Origin of the sequence: Dyella ginsengisoli (assembly GCF_044904665.1) — a bacterium.
Taxonomy (GTDB): Bacteria; Pseudomonadota; Gammaproteobacteria; order Xanthomonadales; family Rhodanobacteraceae; genus Dyella_A; species Dyella_A ginsengisoli.
The window spans coordinates 42,636-60,344 of record NZ_JADIKM010000004.1 but is presented as its reverse complement, the minus strand read 5'-3'; the positions used below and the strand labels follow the sequence as shown (position 1 = coordinate 60,344).

Below are 17,709 nucleotides of genomic sequence, written 5' to 3'. Positions count from 1 at the left end.
CGTGTGACAGTTTTAGAACGCCACTTCGCCGAACACGCCGATCTCGTTCGTCTTCACGTTCTGCACGTGCGGCGGAACCGGGGTACCGACGGTCTTGTCGGCCTTCTCGTGCTTCCACACGCCGGCGAGCTTGAAGCCCTTGGTGATCTGGAACTCGACGCCGGCGTTGTAGTAGGAGTCCTTCGCGTCGTGGTCGCGGTCCTTGCTCAGCTTGGCGTTGTCGTAACGGGCGAACAGGTTCACGCCGTCAGCCACTGCCACGCTGCCCCACACCGAGTAACCGTCAGCCTTGTCGGTGAACGGCGTCAGCACGTTGTTCCAGTTCTTGGCGGTGAAGTATTCGGCGCCGACGCGGAACTGCTTGCTGGCATAGGCGATCAGCACGTCGCCACGGGTGGCGGTGTTGGTCGAAGGCACGCCCTGCACGTCCTTGCCGAGCTTGCCGGAGTAGCCGCCCACTGCGACGATCGTGTTCTCGAACGGCACGAAGCCGACGCGGCCTTCCACGTCCACGCCCTTGGAGCGGCTCGGATTCTTGTAACCGTTGCCGTTGACCACGGACACGGCGTAATTGACCGACTTGCTCTCGCCGATGTCACCGCCCAGATGGATACCCCAGTCGGCCGAGTTGGCGTACTTCAGGCGATCGGTCAGGGTATTCTCGACGTAACGGAAGCCGTAGTAGTTCTCGACGAACGGGATCCAGGGCATGTCGGCCGAACCCAGGCGCAGCACGGCGGCCTGATCGAACTTGCCCTGCACGTAGGCCTTCTTCACGAACAGGTTGGTCTCGCCATCGCTGCCGACATAATTGAAGTCGGTGGTCAGGTTGGCCGACCAGATGTCGTCGAAGTTGTGCGTGACGCTGAGGTAGAAGCGCTTCACGTCCAGACCGGTACCGGAGGCAGCGGTCTTGCCGGTGTCGCTGTTCTTCTGGTCGATGTTGGTGAAGTCGACGTACATCTTGCCGCCGATCGTCGTGTTGTTGACCAGCTTCTCGAGCTTGGCCAGCGTCTTGTCGTTGGTGGCGGACGCCTGCACCTTCTCGATCGCCTGGCCGGTGCTGACGTTGATGTCGGACTGGGCGTCGGTGCGCTGCTCCAGCTCATCGATCTTGGACTGCATGGCGGCCAGCTGGGCCTTCAGCATCTCGATTTCGGCATTGGTGGTGGCCGAGGTGGTCGACGCTTTGGTGGTCTTGGTGGCCGGGGCCGCCGAGACGAAGGTGCTGAACCCGAGACCGGCAGCAATCGCTACCACAAGCAACTTGGAACGCATGGGAAATCTCCGCTGGATGGATAACGCCACCTCGACCGCGCCCCTTTGAATCGTGGTCGGCGAAGCAGGACGTTAAAAGTTTGCAGGCTTCCCTTTGCAGTCATGTTGACGAAATGTGACAAAACAAAGTCAGCCGCCTCGATCTGTCACTTTCCCACGCAGCCTCGCCACCGGTCGGCGCCGGCGGCACTGATATGCTTTGCGGATGGATGACCTCAACAAGAGCCTGGCCAGCCGCATGGCCGACCGCTTCCGCGGCTTTCTACCCGTGGTCGTGGACGTGGAAACCGGCGGCTTCGATGCCGAGCGCGACGCCCTGCTGGAGGTCGCCGCGGTCACCCTCAGCATGGACAGCGAGGGCTACCTGCATCCGCAGCCGGCGGTGTCGGCCCATGTCGAACCCTTCCCCGGCGCCAACCTCGATCCGCGCGCACTGGAGATCACCGGCATCGACCCGGACAACCCTCTGCGCGGGGCGCTCAGCGAACGGATCGCCCTGGACCACGTCTTCAACGAGGTGCGCCTGGCCATGCGCCACCATCATTGCCAGCGTGCCGTGCTGGTGGGGCACAACGCCGCCTTCGACCTGGGGTTCCTCAACGCCGCGGTGCGTCGCACGGGGCACAAGCGCAATCCGTTCCACCCCTTCAGCTGCTTCGATACCGCCACGCTAAGCGGCCTGGCCTATGGGCAGACGGTATTGAGCAAGGCCGTGCTGGCCTCCGGCAGCAGCTTCGACTCGCGCGAGGCGCACTCGGCCGTCTACGACGCCGAACGCACGGCCGAACTGTTCTGCGGCATCGTCAATCGCTGGCGCAGGCTGGAAACCTTCGAGCGTGAGCACATCGGCCTGGGCGTGTTGTGACGCCTGGATGACGGTTTGTCACACGGCTGCAACATTCATCTCATTTCATTGCAACACACCACCCCTGTAATGGGGGAAGGACGGGCCTCGTCCCGTGACTTTCCTCCTCAAGGAGCTACCGTGTTGACCTCAACCAAATCCCGCATTGCCGTGATCGCCGCGGCCTCGCTGATGAGCATGGCCGCCCAGGCCACCGACATCACCGGCGCCGGCTCCAGCTTCGTCTACCCGGTGCTGACCAAGTGGTCCGCCGCCTATGCCGAGAAGACCGGCAACCAGCTGAATTACCAGTCGGTCGGTTCGGGCGCGGGCATCGCGCAGATCAAGGCCGGCACCATCGACTTCGGCGCCTCCGACGCTCCGCTGAGCTCGGAAGACCTCAAGAAGTTCGGCCTGGGTCAGTTCCCGCTGGTCGTGGGCGGCATCGTGCCGGTGGTCAACATCGGCGGCATCCAGGCTGACCAGATCAAGCTCGACGGCGCCACGCTGGCCGACATCTTCATGGGCAAGATCACCAACTGGAATGACCCGAAGATCGCCGCGCTCAACGCCGGCGTGAGCATCCCGGCCGGCAAGATCACCGTCGTGCACCGCTCGGACGGCTCGGGCACCACCTACAACTTCACCAACTTCCTGAGCAAGGTCAGCCCGGACTGGGCGGCCAAGGTGAAGTTCGGCACGGCCGTGGATTGGCCGACCGGCGTGGGTGGCAAGGGCAACGAGGGCGTGTCGCAGTACGTGCGCCAGATCAAGGGCTCGATCGGCTACGTCGAGTACGCCTATGCGGTCAAGAACAAGATCAGCTGGGTGGACATGAAGAACGCCGCCGGCAACGTCATCAAGCCGAACGCCGATGCCTTCGCCGCCGCCGCTGCCACCGCCGACTGGGCCAGCGCCAAGGACTTCAACCTGATCATGACCAACGCGCCGGGCCAGACCGCGTGGCCGATCACCGCCACCACCTGGGCGATCATGTACAAGAAGCCGAAGAATGCCGAGCATACCAAGGTGGCGTTCGACTTCTTCAAGTGGTCCTACGAGAACGGCCAGCCCCAGGCTGCCTCGCTCGACTACGTGCCGCTGCCGGACTCGCTGGTCAAGCAGATCGAGGCCTACTGGGCGTCGGACTTCCAGAAGTAAGATCGCGATTCACCCGATCGGTGGCGGTGCGAACGCACCGCCACATCCGGCAGGACGCCGACCGATCAGCCGCCCCGGTGTTCCAGGGGCGGCTTTCCATTGAAGGCGCCGGTATGCTTCGCGCCTGCACCCGAAAGGACCAGCCACCCCATGTCCAGCCCGCCCGACGCCCTGGCGATCCGCGATGCCGAGGACCCGCGCAGCCGCCGAGATGCGCGCCACGACCGCTACTTTCGCTGGCTGCTCATGGCCTGTGCGCTGCTCGTGCTGGCCTCGCTGCTGGGCGCCGCCGGTGCCACGCTGTGGGGCGGCAGGCAAGCTTTCGGCACGTTCGGCTGGGGTTTCCTGACCAGCACCGCATGGGATCCCAGCAACGATGTCTACGGCGCGCTGGTGCCCGTCTACGGCACCATCGCCACCTCGCTGATCGCCTTGATCATCGCCGTGCCGATCAGTTTCGGCATCGCGCTGTATCTGTCCGAAGTGGCGCCGCCGTGGCTGCGTACCCCGGTGTCATCCGCCATCGAATTGCTGGCCGGCATTCCGTCGATCATCTACGGCATGTGGGGCCTCTTCATCTTTGCGCCGTTCTTCAGCGAGCACATCAAGCCCTTCCTCACCAGCTACCTGGGCGACAGCCCGGATGACGGCAAGGTGTCGTGGGTGGCTTCGCACGTGCCGTTCATCGGCAAGCTGTTCGCTTCCAGCTATCCGTTTGGCGCCAGCGTGCTGACCGCCGGCATCGTGCTGGCGATCATGATCATCCCGTTCATCTCCTCGGTGATGCGCGAGGTGTTTCAGACGGTGCCCACCCGCCTCAAGGAATCGGCCTATGCGCTGGGCTCGAGCACCTGGGAGGTGTCGTGGGACATCGTGCTGCCTTACACCCGCTCGGCGGTGATCGGCGGCATCTTTCTCGGGCTCGGCCGCGCGCTCGGCGAGACGATGGCGGTCACCTTCGTGCTCGGCAACGCGATGGAGCTGTCGCCCTCGCTGCTGGATCCGGGCGCGTCGATCGCCTCCACCATTGCCAACCAGTTCAGCGAGGCGGTGGGGCTGCAGAAATCCACCCTGATGGCGCTGGCCTTCCTGCTGTTCGTGGTGACCTTCATCGTGTTGCTGATCGCGCGCCTCATGCTGCGCCAGCTCAAGAAGCGGGAGGGCATCTGATGAGCGCACTGTATCTGCGCCGCCGCCTCACCAACTGGATCGCGCTGTCGCTCAGCGTGCTGGCCACCCTGATCGGGCTGGGCTTCCTTGCCTGGATCCTGTGGGAAACCCTGCGCCAGGGCATCAGCGCGCTGAACCTTCACCTGTTCACCAAGATCACCGCCTACGGCGCCGACGGCGGCCTGTCCAACGCGATGGTCGGCAGCCTGATCATCGACCTGATCGGCATCGCCATCGCCACGCCGATCGGGGTGCTGGCGGGCACCTGGCTGGCCGAGTACGCCAACCGCACCAAGCTGGGGGAGACGATCCGCTTCCTCAACGACATCCTGCTGTCGGCACCGTCGATCGTGATGGGCCTGTTCGTCTACACCATCGTGGTGCTGCCGAGCACGGCACTGACCCATGGCAACACCACCTTCTCCGGCTTCGCCGGCGGCGTGGCGCTGGCGCTGATCGCCCTGCCGGTGATCGTGCGCACCACCGACGAGATGCTGCGCCTGGTGCCCTCCACCTTGCGCGAGGCCGCGCTGTCGCTCGGTGTGCCGCAGTGGAAGCTGACGTTGCAGATCCTGATCCGCGCCGCCCGCTCGGGCATCATCACCGGCGTGCTGCTGGCCCTGGCGCGCATCAGCGGCGAGACCGCCCCGCTGCTGTTCACCGCGTTCGGCAACAACTTCATGGTGGTCAATCCGATGAACAAGATGGCCAGCCTGCCGCAGATCATCTACCAGTACGCCAACGATCCCGGCGACGCCATGCACGCGCTGGCCTGGGCCGGCGCGTTCGTGGTGACGATGTTCGTCCTCCTGCTGAGCCTCGCCTCCCGCCTGGTCCTTTCCCGCAACAAGGTGTCCCATGACTGAGTCCGCCGCCGCCGGCCTTCATCCGCAGCCATCGGCCAGCCAGGCTCCGGACGTGCCGACCAAGATCCAGGTCAACGACCTGCACTTCTACTACAACGGCTTCCATGCGCTGAAAGGCATCAGCATGGCGATCCCGGAGAAGAAGGTCACCGCCATCATCGGTCCGTCCGGCTGCGGCAAGTCCACGCTGCTGCGCATCTTCAACCGCATCTACGCGATCTACCCGAAGCTGGAAGCGCGCGGCGAGGTGATCCTGGACGGCGAGAACGTACTCGCCCCGGGTTATTCGATGAATCGCCTGCGCAGCAAGGTCGGCATGGTGTTCCAGAAGCCGGTGCCGTTCCCGATGACGATCTTCGAGAACGTCGCCTACGGCATCCGCCACCACGAGAAGCTCTCGCGTGCCGACATGGACGTGCGGGTGGAGAAGGCGCTGCGCGACGCCGCGCTGTGGGACGAGGTGAAGGACAAGCTCAAGCAGAACGCACTGGGCCTGTCCGGCGGTCAGCAGCAGCGTCTGTGCATCGCCCGCGCCATTGCGCTCAGGCCCGAAGTGCTGCTGCTCGACGAGCCGACCTCGGCACTGGACCCGATCGCCACCGGCCGCATCGAACAGCTGGTGGAAGAGCTGAAGAGCCAGTTCACCATCGTCATCGTGACGCACAACATGCAGCAGGCGGCGCGCTGCTCGGACCAGACCGCCTTCATGTACATGGGCGAGCTGATCGAATACGACGGCACCGAGCGGATCTTCACCAAGCCCGGCAAGAAGCAGACCGAGGACTACATCACCGGCCGCTTCGGCTGACGATGCAGTGACTCCCTCTCCCCGCCGGGGAGAGGACTGGGTGAGGGCTCACGAGACCTCTGCCCCCAATCACGACTGAGAGCGACCCATGAGCGGCAGCGAACACATCATCAAGAGCTACGACAGCGAACTGACCCGGCTGACCGGCGAAATCGTGCGCATGGGCGAGCTGTCGGTGACCCAGCTGGAGGCGGCGATCGACGTGGTCGACCGTCGCGACGAGCGCGCCGCCCAGCGCGTGGTCGCCAACGACGACGCGATCGACCAGCTGGAGCAGGAGATCAGCCACGACGTGGTGCGCCTGCTGGCCCTGCGCGCGCCGATGGCCGGCGACCTGCGCAACGTGTTCGCCGCGCTGCGTATCGCCGCCGACATCGAGCGCATCGGCGACTACGCGGCCAACGTCGCCAAGCGCTCGATCCCGCTGTCGATGGTGGCGCCGGTGGCGCCGACCAAGGGCCTGGGCTACCTGGCCAAGCTGGCCGCCGCCGAGGTGCGCGAGGTGCTGGTGGCCTACCGTGACCAGGACGCCGAGCGCGCCTACCAGGTGTGGAAGAGCGACGCCGAGCTGGACGAGGCCTATACCGGCTTCTTCCGCCAGCTGCTCACCTACATGATGGAAGACCCGCGCAACATCACGCCGTGCACGCACCTGCTGTTCATGGCCAAGAACATCGAGCGCATCGGCGACCACGCCACCAACATCGCCGAGAACGTGTGGTTCCAGGTGCACGGCGAGCCGCTGGACAAGCAGCGCACCAAGCGCGACTTCACCTCCAGCCCGGAGCTGGGCAAGCTCGGCGAATAAGTCGGCTTTGCGTGCCAAAGAAAACGCCCGCCGATGGGTATCGGCGGGCGTTCTGCTTCGCGGCAACCGGTAGTGCGGCTAAGCCGACGGGGCGCCGCGGCCGCGCTCGCGCGCCTCGCGTCGGCGTGCGGCGCCGCGCACCATGCCGTACACGCCGATCACGATCCACGCCACCTGCATCAGGAACGCCGGCCAGTTGATCGGCCCGGCGCTGAAGCTCAGCGAGAGGATCACGCCGATCGCGCCCAGCACGTTCATCAGCTGGTAGACCAGCCCATGCCCCTGCAGCCTGTGCGCCTGCAGGAGAAAATAGGCCAGCAGCACCAGCGCCACGCCGAGATAACCGGCCCAGTCGTACCAGAAGAACGTCATCGCTTCGCACTCCGCTGTCGCAACGCCTCGAACAGCACCACGCCGGTGGCGACGGAGACGTTGAGGCTCTCCATCGTGCCCGGCATCGGGATCTTCGCCACGAAATCGCACAGCTCGCGCGTGAGCCTTCGCATGCCCTCGCCTTCGCTGCCCAGCACCAGCGCCACCGGACCCTTGAAGTCCACGCTGTAGATCGACGTGTCGGTATCGCCGGCCAGGCCGGTGATCCACACGCCGGCGTCCTTCAGCTCGCGCAGGGTGCGGGCCAGGTTGGTCACCGCAATCAGCGGCACGCGATCGGCACCACCGGCCGAAGCCCGACGCACCACCGGAGTCAGGCCCACCGCGCGATCCTTCGGCACGATCACCGCCGTCACGCCCGCCGCCGCCGCGCTGCGCAGGCAGGCGCCGAGGTTGTGCGGATCGGTCACGCCGTCGAGTACCAGCACCAGCGTCTGCGCGCCATCACGCTCCATCAACTTGGCGAGATCGCCCTCGTGCGCCATCGGCGGCGGCTCGTACAGGGCGACCACGCCCTGGTGCCGCGCTTCGCCGGCCAGCTTGTCCAGCTGCTCGCGCGGGCGATGGTGCACCGGAATCTTCAGCGCCTTGGCCTGCTCAGCCAGCGCCTGCACGCGCGCATTGCGCTGGCCCTGCTCCACCAGCACCTCGCGCACGCGCTCGGCGTCGTTGCTCAGCGCACCTTCGACCGGGTTGATCCCGACGATCCAGCTCTCACTCATGACTTGCCTTTGGGTTTCGAGGAACGACCGCCACGCCGGCGACCGCCGCCGGACGGCGCCGGTGCCGCCTTGCCGCCCTCGGCGCGGTGCCCGCCCGAAGACGACTTGCCGGAACCGCCCTTGCGCGGCGCGCCCTGACTACGCGCTTCCTGTGGCGACGGACCACGACGCTTGCGCGACGCGGACTCCGCGGCCGGCGCCGACGCCGGCGCGTGCGAACGTGGCGGCGGATTATCGCTCGCCGGCGCGGCCACCGGCAGCTCCGCATCGCGGCGACCGAACGCCCGACCGATCGCCTTGGCCGCACGGCCGAACATGCCCGGTGCCTTCTCCGCCTTCACCACCGGCTTGGCCGCCTTGGGCAGCGAGTAGCGCTCACCGCTGGCCGAATAGTCGTAGGCCTTGGCGGTGCGCGGCGGCGGCACGCCCTTCTTCTTCTGCGGCACCATCCGGAAGTCGATCTTGCGATCCTCCAGGCTGGCGCGCAACACCTGCACGCGCACATGGTCGCCCAGGCGGAACTGCTCGCCGGACTTCTCGCCCTTGAGCAGCTTGCGCTGCGGGTCGAAGTGGTAATAGTCGTTGGCCAGCTGACTGATGTGCACCAGACCGGATACCTTCGAATCGTCCAGCTCGACGAACAGCCCGAACGAGGTCACACCGGTGACCACGCCGTCGAACTCGCTGCCCACGTGCTTGCTCATCCACGCGCACTTGAAGCGCTCGTCGACATCGCGCTCGGCCTCTTCCGCCCGACGCTCGCGCTGCGAGCAGTGCACGGCGAGCGAGCCCATCTCGATGGGCGTATAGCTGTACTTCTCCGGCTTGCCGCCGGTCAGCGCATAGCGGATCGCGCGATGCACCAGCAGGTCGGGATAGCGGCGGATCGGCGAGGTGAAGTGCGCGTAGGCGCTCAGCGCCAGGCCGAAGTGACCCCGGTTGTCCGGCTGGTAAGCCGCCATGCTCTGCGCGCGCAGCAGCACCGACTGGATCAGCTCCCGCTCGGGGCGCTCGCGCACCATCCGCAGTACCTCGGAGAAGTCGGCCGGGGTGACTTCGGCGATCGGCGGCATGCTCAGCTTGAACTCGCGCAGGAACTGCTGCAGGTCCTCGTACTTCTCCGCCGGCGGCGGCTCGTGCGCGCGGAACAGCGCCGGGATCTTCTTCTTTTCCAGGAACAGCGCGGCCTGCACGTTGGCCGCGATCATGCATTCCTCGATCAGCTTGTGCGCGTCGTTGCGCTCGGTGGCGCCCATCGACTCCACTTCGCCGCGCTGGTCGAGGCGGAACTTCACCTCCGGTGTCTCGAAGTCGATCGCGCCGCGGCGCTGGCGCTGCTGCGCCATCGCCTTGTACAGCGCGTGCAGGTTCTCCAGCTGCGGCAGCACGTCGGACACTTCCTGGCGCGCATCGGGATCGTTGAGACCCACCACCTGCCACACCTTGTCGTAGGTGAGGCGTGCGTGCGAGAGCATCACCGCGTCGTAGAACTTCGACTTGGTCACCTCACCGCTGGCATCGATCTGCATGTCGCACACCATGCACAGCCGCTCCACCTTCGGGTTGAGCGAGCAGATGCCGTTGGACAGCGTCTCCGGCAGCATCGGCACCACGAAGCCGGGGAAATAGGTGGACGTGCTGCGCTCCACCGCTTCCTTGTCCAGCGCGCCGCCGACCCGCACGTAGTGCGAAACGTCGGCGATCGCCACGATCAGCCGCCAGCCGCCACCGCGGCGCGGTTCGGCATACACGGCGTCGTCGAAGTCGCGCGCGTCGGCGCCGTCGATGGTGACCAGCGGCAGCTGGCGCAGGTCCACCCGGCCCTCGCGCTCGGCCGCGGTGACCTGCGGCTCCACCTGGGCGGCGTCGCGCAGCACGGCATCCGGCCACTCGCTGGGCAGGTCGTAGCTGGCGATCGCCATCTCCACCAGCAGCGAGGGCTGCAGGCGTTCGCCGAGCACGGCGCGGATCGCACCCAGCGGACCGCGGTGCTGGCTGGGCGGATCGGTGATTTCCACCACCACGATCTGGCCGGTGGTGACGCCCTGCTCCTGGCCGGGCGGAATCAGGATGTCCTGGTGCAGGCGGCGGTCGTCCGGCGCCACCACGGTGACGCCGTTCTCCACCACCACACGCCCCACCAGCCGCGGCGAACGCCGCTGCAGCACCTCGACGATGGCGCCCTGGCGGCGGCCGCGGCGGTCGAGTCCGACCACGCTGGCCAGCACGCGGTCGCCGTGCATCACGGTGCGCATCTGCTGCGGAGAGAGATAGAGATCGTCGCCGCCCTCGTCCGGGCGCAGGAAACCGTAGCCCTCGACGTTGGCGATCACCGCGCCCGGAATCAGGTCCAGCTTCTGCGCCGGGGCGTAGTCGCCGCGCCGGCCCTGCAGCAGCTGGCCGTCGCGCACCATCGCGCCGAGGCGCTTGTGCATGGCCAGCAGGTCGGTCTCGTCGTCGAGCTTCAGCGCTTCGGCGATGCGCGCCTCGCTGAGCCATTCGCCGCGGTCCTCCAGCAGGGCGAGGATCGCCTCGCGGCTGGGGATCGGGCGCTCGTAGCGCTGCGCCTCGCGCTCGGCCTGCGGGTCACGGATCGAGCCGGAGCCCTTGCGCGGCGCGCCGCCGTTGGAGCGCGGCTTGCGCACGCCGGTCTTGGATGCCGACTCGTCCTGCGGGTGCGACGGTGCGGTGCCCTTGTCGGCGCGGTTGGATTTTTTTCTGGTCACTCAGTTGCCTTGTTGAGAGCGCGATGCCCGAGGCGATCGGCGCGGGAAGATTCTGTGACAGGATAGTTGACAACCCTCAGGGAGGTGCCTACTCTACGCGGCTCGCGCTGACCGAAAGGTTGCGCGGACCACCTGCCCAGGTGGCGGAATTGGTAGACGCACTAGTTTCAGGTACTAGCGGGTAAAACCGTGGAGGTTCGAGTCCTCTCCTGGGCACCAATTGTAGACGAAGCCCGCAGCGATGCGGGCTTCGTCGTTTCTGCGGTTCATGCGTGCCGCAGCGGATGAACCGCCGATGCCCGCCTCGACCCACGCCCTCGCCACACGCCGCCACTGGGTGTTCGACATGGACGGCACGCTCACCGTGGCGATGCACGACTTTACGGCGATCCGCCGCGCGCTCGAGATCCGCGACGACGAAGACATCCTGGCGCACATTGCCTCCCTGCCCGACGCCAATGCCCGCGCCAAGCGGGCCTGGCTGCTCGAGCACGAACGCGAACTGGCCCACGCCTCGCGGCCGGCGCCCGGCGCGGCGGAACTCGTGCGCGGCCTGGTCGCGCGCGGCTGCCGGCTCGGCATCCTCACCCGCAACCTGCGCGAACTGGCCCTGATCACGCTGGAAGCGATCGGCGTGGCCGACTGCTTCGATCCGGTCGACGTGCTCGGTCGCGAGGATGCCGCGCCCAAGCCGGACCCGGCCGGCCTGCACCACCTCGCCGCGCGCTGGACGGTACGGCCCGGCGAACTGGTGATGGTGGGCGACTACGCCTACGACCTGGCCTGCGCCCGCGCCGCCGGCGCCGCCAGTGTGCTGGTGAACCTGCCCGGCAATCCCTGGCCCGAGCTCACCGACTGGCGCTTCGACGACTGCCTCGGCCTGCACGCGGCGCTGGCCTGAGCCCTGCCTCAGCCCGCGTGCGGCGGGCCCTTCAACTCGACCATGTTGCCCTCCGGGTCGAAGCAGTAGATCGACGGCCCCTCGCCGCGCGCACCGTAGCGCGAGCCGATGCTGCCCAGCCGCACGCCGTGCGCGTGCAGGTGCGCCACGATCGCCGCCTCGTCGTAGCCGGCTACGCTCAGGCACAGGTGGTCCATGTTGTGGCCTTCGCTGTCCGGCGCCCGGCCGCCGTGGCGGCCGAGCTTGCCGTCGACGCTCACCAGGTCGATCAACGAGCTGCCGGCGCGCAGTTGCACCAGGCCGATCTCGTCCTGCCGACGCTCCTCGCGGCATCCCAGCACGTCGCAGTAGAAGCGGCACAGCACCTCGGCGTCGCGAGCGCGCAGCACCACGTGGTCGATGTGTTCCAGTTGGAAGGGCGGTTGGCTCATGGGCGCACTCCGGGGATCGGAGCCGGCATGGTAGACGCCGCGACACGACGACGCATCCGACCACCCGCGCCTGAATCGACCCGGCCGGCAGCACCGACCGGCCAGACAGCGGCGCGCCGGCCTGTATAATCCGCGCGGTAAACGCACGATGGGAGAAGCGTTCGGCCCCTCACCGGATCGATCGCTGCCGAAGGCGCAACGCCCGTAATCGCTCAGGCCCAAAAACCATCGTGCGCAAACACTCTGGAGAGACCGGTTGAATCCGGCGCCGAAGGGGCACCAGGTGCGGCAGCAAATCGCCCGCCTCCAAACTCTCAGGCAAAAGGACAGAGGGGCGCCCCGCGTGCGGCACGGCACGTGTATTCCCGGATGCCCCCAGCCATGAGCCAGTCTTCCTCTCCCTCGCTGCGCGAGCTCGAGCACCACGGTGCCTTCATCGAGCGCCACATCGGCCCGAACGACACCGAGATCGCCCGCATGCTCCACGTCATCGGCCAGCCCTCGCTGGATGCGATGACCGACGCGATCGTGCCCGCCTCGATCAAGTCGCCCGCGCCGCTGGCCCTGCCCGCCCCGGTCACCGAGGTGGAGGCGCTGGCGAAGATCCGCGCGATCGCCTCGAAGAACACCGTCTTCCGGAGCTTCATCGGCCAGGGCTACTACGGCACCCACACGCCGAACGTCATCCTGCGCAACATCCTGGAGAACCCGGCCTGGTACACCGCCTACACGCCGTACCAGGCGGAGATCTCGCAGGGCCGCATGGAGGCGCTGATCAACTTCCAGACGATGTGCGCCGACCTCACCGGCATGGACATCGCCAACGCCTCGCTGCTGGACGAGGCCACCGCCGCGGCCGAGGCGATGACGCTGGCCAAGCGCTCGTGCAAGTCCAAGAGCAACCTGTTCTTCGTGTCCCGCGGCGTGCACCCGCAGACGCTGGAAGTGCTGCACACCCGCGCCGAGGCGATGGGCATCGACCTGCAGATCGGCGATGACGCCGAGGCCGCCACCGTCGACAGCTTCGGCGTGCTGCTGCAGTACCCGGACACGTTCGGCCAGATCCACGACTACGCCGCCGTCGCCACCGCCGTGCACGCCCGCGGTGGCCTGGTGGCGGTGGCCACCGACCTGCTCGCACTCACCCTGCTCAAGGCGCCGGGCGAATGGGGCGCGGACATCGTGATCGGCAACAGCCAGCGCTTCGGCGTGCCGTTCGGCTTCGGCGGTCCGCACGCCGCCTTCATGGCCTGCCGCGACGCGTTCAAGCGCTCGATGCCGGGCCGCCTGATCGGCGTCTCGGTCGACGCCGAGGGCAAGCCGGCCTATCGCCTCACCCTGCAGACCCGCGAGCAGCACATCCGCCGCGAGAAGGCCACCTCCAACATCTGCACCGCGCAGGTGCTGCTGGCGGTGATGGCCTCGATGTATGCCGTGTACCACGGCCCCGAGGGCCTGACCCGCATCGCGCGCCGCACGCATCGACTCACCGCGATCCTCGCCGCCGCGCTGCGCAACGCTGGCGTCGCAGTGGGCAAGCACTTCTTCGACACGCTGCACATCACCGGTGTGGACGCCGACGCCGTGCACGCACGCGCCGAAGCGCTGGGCATCAATCTGCGCCAGATCCACGGCACCGCCATCGGCATCAGCCTGGACGAGACCACCACCCGCGCCGACGTGATCGCACTGGCGGGCCTGTTCGGCGCCGAGATCGACAGCATCGACGCACTCGATGCCGCCACCGCCGACGCGCTGCCGCCTGCGCTGGTGCGCACCAGCGACTTCCTCGCCCACCCGGTGTTCAACACGCACCACAGCGAGCACGAGCTGCTGCGCTACATGCGCATGCTGGCGGACAAGGATCTGGCGATGGATCGCACGATGATCCCGCTGGGCTCGTGCACCATGAAGCTCAATGCCACCGCCGAGATGATCCCGGTGACCTGGCCCGAGTTCGGCAATATCCATCCGCTGGCGCCGGCCGACCAGGCCGCGGGCTACAAGCAGCTGATCGAAGGCCTCGAGGCGATGCTGGTGGAGTGCACCGGCTACGACGCGGTGAGCCTGCAGCCGAACTCCGGCGCGCAGGGCGAATACGCGGGCCTGCTGGCAATCCGCGCCTACCACCGCTCGCGCGGCGAAGCGCATCGCGACATCTGCCTGATCCCCGAATCGGCCCACGGCACCAACCCGGCCAGCGCGCAGATGTGCGGCATGACCGTGGTGGTCACCGCCTGCGACGCCAACGGCAACGTGGATGTGGCCGACCTGCGCGCCAAGGCCGAGAAGTATTCCGACCGCCTCGCCGCGCTGATGGTCACCTACCCGTCCACGCACGGCGTGTTCGAGGAAGACATCGTCGAGATCTGCCAGATCGTGCACCAGCACGGCGGCCAGGTGTATACCGACGGCGCCAACATGAACGCCCTGGTCGGCGTGGCCAAGCCCGGCAAGTGGGGCTCGGACGTCAGCCACCTCAACCTGCACAAGACCTTCTGCATCCCGCACGGCGGCGGCGGCCCGGGTGTCGGCCCCTGCGCGGTGAAGTCGCACCTGGCGCCGTTCCTGCCCAAGGCGCTGGGCACCGATGGCGCGGTGGGCATGGTCAGCGCGGCCACGTTCGGCAGCGCCTCGATCCTGCCGATCAGCTGGATGTACATCGCCATGATGGGCGCCGAGGGCCTGCGCCGCGCCACCCAGGTGGCCCTGCTCAATGCCAACTACGTGGCCAGGCGGCTGGCGCCGCACTACAAGACGCTCTACACCGGCCGCAACGGCCTGGTGGCGCACGAGTGCATCCTCGACCTGCGCCCGCTCAAGGACGCCACCGGCATCGGCGCCGAGGACGTGGCCAAGCGGCTGATCGACTTCGGCTTCCACGCGCCCACACTGAGCTTCCCGGTGGCCGGCACGCTGATGGTCGAGCCGACCGAGAGCGAGAGCCAGCACGAGCTGGACCGCTTCATCGACGCGATGATCCAGATCCGCGAGGAGATCCGCGCCGTGGAACAGGGCAAGCTCGACCGCGACGACAACCCGCTCAAGCACGCCCCGCACACCGCCGCGATGGTCTCCGGCAGCGAGTGGACCCACGCCTACCCGCGCGAACTGGCCGCCTTCCCGCTGCCCAGCCTGAAGCTGCAGAAGTACTGGCCGCCGGTCGCGCGCGTGGACAACGTCTACGGCGACAAGAACATCATGTGCGCGTGCATCCCGGTCGAGGCCTTCAAGGGCGAGATCGAGGCGTTCAGCGAACCGAACGTGATGTAAGCCGCGCACGCGATGCGCTGCAAACGAAGCCCCGCTCCGGCGGGGCTTCGCTTTTGGCCCGCCTCAAAGCGGCAAGGACACCGGCGCGCCCAGGAGGCAGCGCCGCTCGAACTCGTCCGGCGGCATCGGCAGCGAGAGGTAATAGCCCTGCACCTGGTCGCAGCCCAGCGTGCGCAGCAGCTCGGCCTGCGTCGCGGTCTCCACGCCTTCAGCCACTACCTCCATCGCCAGCGTGTGGGCCAGCTCGATGATCGCGGCGATGATCGCGCGCGCCTCCGTGCCGCCCTCGTCCAGCGCCTGGATGAAGAAGCGGTCGATCTTCAGCTGGCGCACCTGGAATTTCTGCAGGTAGGCCAGGCTGGAATAGCCGGTGCCGAAATCGTCGATGGCGAACTCGAAGCCGCGGGTGCGGAAGTTCTGCAGCATCAGCGTGGTGCGCTCGGCGTTTTCCATCGCCATGCTCTCGGTCACTTCGAACATGATCAGCGAGGGATCGCTGCCGGCCTCGGCGACGATGCGCGCGGCGGTGTCGACCAGGCCCGGCTGGTTGAGCTGCAGCGGTGACAGGTTGATCGCGATGCGGATCGGCGGCAGCCCCCGCTCTCGCCAGTCCTCGATCTGCCGGCAGGCCTCGCGGATCACCCACTCGCCGATGCGACCGATCTGCCCGCTGCGCTCGGCCACCGCGATGAACTCCATCGGCGGCACCGCACCGAGTTCCGGATGCGTCCAGCGCGCCAGCGCCTCGGCGCCGACGATCGCCCCGGTACGCGCGTCGTACTTGGACTGAAAATGCAATGACAGCGAGCCATCCTCGATCGCCGTGAGCAGGCCGCGCTGGATCGTCAGCGCCCGCTCGGCGCGTTGCCGCATGCTGGTGTCGTAGATGCTGTAGCCGTTGCGGCCGCACTGCTTGGCCGTGTACATGGCCACGTCGGCATGCGCGATCAGCGCCTCCACGTCCTCGCCGTCCTGCGGAAAATGCGCCACGCCGATGCTGGGCGTCACGCACAGCGAGGTGCCCTCGATCACGAACGTGTCCTGCATCACCTGCAGCACGCGCTCGACGATGCCGTGCGCCGATTCCGGTGCGCGCATGCGCTCGAGCACGGCCACGAACTCGTCGCCGCCGACGCGGGCCACGCTGTCGTAGCGCAGCTGCCCGGTGAGCCGCTCGGCCACCGCGCACAGCAGCTGGTCGCCGGCGCCGTGGCCGAGCGAATCGTTGATGTTCTTGAACCCGTCCAGGTCGATGTACAGCACGGCCACGTGGCCCTGCCCCGCCCGTGCCCCTTCCAGCGCGCGCCTGAGCCGTTCCACCAGGGTCACGCGGTTGGGCAGCCCGGTAAGTGCATCGTGGGTGGCCAGGTAGCGCAGGCGGTCGTTGAGATCGTCCAGCGACCCGGCCAGCCTGCGCGTGCGCCGGTACAGCCGGGTGACCCATTCGGACAGCCCGATCGCTGTGCCCATCGACACCAGCGCCACCACGCCAATCATCATGCCGACCCACACCACGGCGGCCGAATCGGCGTCGTCGCCGCCGGGGAAACGCGCGCCGGACACGCGCATGGCCACGTGCAATGCCGTGACCAGCACCAGCGCGACGCCCGCGGCTACCGGAATGCGCCGACGCAGCGAGCGGCTGTGGCGTGCCCGGAACACATGCACCAGTCGCAGCGCGACGGCGGCGACCACGCAGGTCAGTCCGTACCAGGCCCATATCGCATCGACGTCGCCGACGCGCACCGCCGGCAGGTGCAGCGAGGCCACCATCAGCAGGTGCATGGGCAGCACGCAGGCCCCCGCCGCCAGCGAGCCGACCAGCAGCCGCCGCGGCGAGAGCGTGGCGACATTCGTCACCACCAGCACGACGCCGGCCAGCAGCAGCGCCAGCAGGCCCGAGGCGATGCACAGCAGCGGATCGAGGCCATTGCGCAGCTGCGGCACGCGCGCCAGCACGCCCACGAAATGCTGCGCCCAGATGCCCAGACCCACCATCCAGATGCCCACCACGTACCAGCTCACGCGCTGCCAGCGCTCGTGCGAGGCGGCCAGCCGCGGCGCGATGTCGAACGCCTGATAGACCGTGGTGGCGCCGATCAGCGGGGCGAGGAGCGCCAGGACGAGGTGAAAGCTGCCGATCATGAACGCCGCGGGGGCCCGAGGGATAAGGGGTATCACAAGCATAGCGGCAACACATGACACGTCTTGAGCTTTCGCCACGCCGCATCGCGACCACCCACCCCGTCTTCGCTCCGCGGCATGGCGCCTTCGTCGCCCGCACGACGGTTTCGTCGCCGCGGCCCCGAGGCAGGTACCGAGCACGAT

14 protein-coding genes, 1 tRNA gene and 1 riboswitch are annotated in these 17,709 nt (G+C 67.5%); of the genes, 9 read left to right on the top strand and 6 right to left on the bottom strand.

Annotation, left to right across the window (positions count from 1 at the left end; translation table 11 throughout):
• Positions 1–12: 12 nt before the first annotated feature.
• Positions 13–1,278 carry a porin gene (locus tag ISP17_RS14555; RefSeq protein ID WP_404634426.1) on the bottom strand — a complete coding sequence of 422 codons (1,266 nt, stop codon included), beginning with the start codon at positions 1,276–1,278 and terminating at the stop codon, positions 13–15.
• A 205-nt stretch (positions 1,279–1,483) separates the two neighbouring features.
• On the opposite strand from ISP17_RS14555, the gene rnt reads away from it, so the two are divergent.
• The 6 genes from rnt (at position 1,484) to phoU (ending at position 6,935) form a co-directional block, all read left to right on the top strand.
• Positions 1,484–2,143, top strand: coding sequence for a ribonuclease T (gene rnt, locus ISP17_RS14550; RefSeq protein ID WP_404634424.1), 660 nt, complete (start codon positions 1,484–1,486; stop codon positions 2,141–2,143).
• 120 nt (positions 2,144–2,263) lie between these two features.
• Positions 2,264–3,283 carry a phosphate ABC transporter substrate-binding protein PstS gene (pstS, locus tag ISP17_RS14545; protein ID WP_404634422.1) on the top strand — a complete coding sequence of 340 codons (1,020 nt, stop codon included), beginning with the start codon at positions 2,264–2,266 and terminating at the stop codon, positions 3,281–3,283.
• A gap of 150 nt (positions 3,284–3,433) precedes the next feature.
• Complete coding sequence (pstC, locus tag ISP17_RS14540; RefSeq protein WP_404634420.1) at positions 3,434–4,453, top strand: phosphate ABC transporter permease subunit PstC; 1,020 nt, start codon at positions 3,434–3,436, stop codon at positions 4,451–4,453.
• On the top strand, positions 4,453–5,319 hold the full coding sequence (pstA, locus tag ISP17_RS14535; RefSeq protein ID WP_404634418.1) for a phosphate ABC transporter permease PstA: 867 nt from the start codon (positions 4,453–4,455) through the stop codon (positions 5,317–5,319). Before pstC ends, pstA begins: the two co-directional genes overlap by 1 nt.
• Positions 5,312–6,127 (top strand): phosphate ABC transporter ATP-binding protein PstB, encoded by an 816-nt coding sequence (gene pstB, locus ISP17_RS14530; protein ID WP_404634416.1) that lies wholly within the window; start codon positions 5,312–5,314, stop codon positions 6,125–6,127. Before pstA ends, pstB begins: the two co-directional genes overlap by 8 nt.
• Before the next feature lie 88 nt (positions 6,128–6,215).
• The gene (phoU, locus tag ISP17_RS14525; RefSeq protein ID WP_404634414.1) at positions 6,216–6,935 is read left to right on the top strand and encodes a phosphate signaling complex protein PhoU; all 720 of its coding nucleotides are present in this window, start codon (positions 6,216–6,218) and stop codon (positions 6,933–6,935) included.
• A gap of 78 nt (positions 6,936–7,013) precedes the next feature.
• Here the strand turns inward: phoU and ISP17_RS14520 are convergent, their stop codons facing one another.
• Genes ISP17_RS14520 through rnr form a run of 3 tightly spaced genes read right to left on the bottom strand, consistent with a single transcriptional unit; the run spans position 7,014 to position 10,644 of the window.
• A complete protein-coding gene (locus tag ISP17_RS14520; RefSeq protein ID WP_404634412.1) occupies positions 7,014–7,307 on the bottom strand; it encodes a CBU_0592 family membrane protein in 294 nt (97 codons plus the stop codon).
• On the bottom strand, positions 7,304–8,050 hold the full coding sequence (rlmB, locus tag ISP17_RS14515; protein WP_404634410.1) for a 23S rRNA (guanosine(2251)-2'-O)-methyltransferase RlmB: 747 nt from the start codon (positions 8,048–8,050) through the stop codon (positions 7,304–7,306). Before rlmB ends, ISP17_RS14520 begins: the two co-directional genes overlap by 4 nt.
• Positions 8,047–10,644, bottom strand: a complete 2,598-nt coding sequence (gene rnr / locus ISP17_RS14510) for a ribonuclease R (protein WP_404634914.1) — start codon at positions 10,642–10,644, stop codon at positions 8,047–8,049. Before rnr ends, rlmB begins: the two co-directional genes overlap by 4 nt.
• A gap of 266 nt (positions 10,645–10,910) precedes the next feature.
• Between rnr and ISP17_RS14505 the strand changes: the two genes are divergently transcribed.
• A tRNA-Leu gene (locus ISP17_RS14505) sits at positions 10,911–10,995 on the top strand.
• 76 nt (positions 10,996–11,071) lie between these two features.
• On the top strand, positions 11,072–11,677 hold the full coding sequence (locus ISP17_RS14500) for an HAD family hydrolase (protein ID WP_404634408.1): 606 nt from the start codon (positions 11,072–11,074) through the stop codon (positions 11,675–11,677).
• A gap of 8 nt (positions 11,678–11,685) precedes the next feature.
• Here ISP17_RS14500 and ISP17_RS14495 read toward each other — a convergent pair whose 3' ends face one another.
• Positions 11,686–12,108: a VOC family protein gene (locus ISP17_RS14495; protein ID WP_404634406.1), complete on the bottom strand. Its 423-nt coding sequence runs from the start codon at positions 12,106–12,108 to the stop codon at positions 11,686–11,688.
• Positions 12,109–12,341: 233 nt separating this feature from the next.
• Positions 12,342–12,448: riboswitch (glycine riboswitch) on the top strand.
• 41 nt (positions 12,449–12,489) lie between these two features.
• On the opposite strand from ISP17_RS14495, the gene gcvP reads away from it, so the two are divergent.
• On the top strand, positions 12,490–15,381 hold the full coding sequence (gene gcvP, locus ISP17_RS14490) for an aminomethyl-transferring glycine dehydrogenase (protein WP_404634404.1): 2,892 nt from the start codon (positions 12,490–12,492) through the stop codon (positions 15,379–15,381).
• Between the two features lie 63 nt (positions 15,382–15,444).
• Here gcvP and ISP17_RS14485 read toward each other — a convergent pair whose 3' ends face one another.
• Complete coding sequence (locus ISP17_RS14485; RefSeq protein ID WP_404634402.1) at positions 15,445–17,526, bottom strand: putative bifunctional diguanylate cyclase/phosphodiesterase; 2,082 nt, start codon at positions 17,524–17,526, stop codon at positions 15,445–15,447.
• Positions 17,527–17,709: the final 183 nt, after the last annotated feature.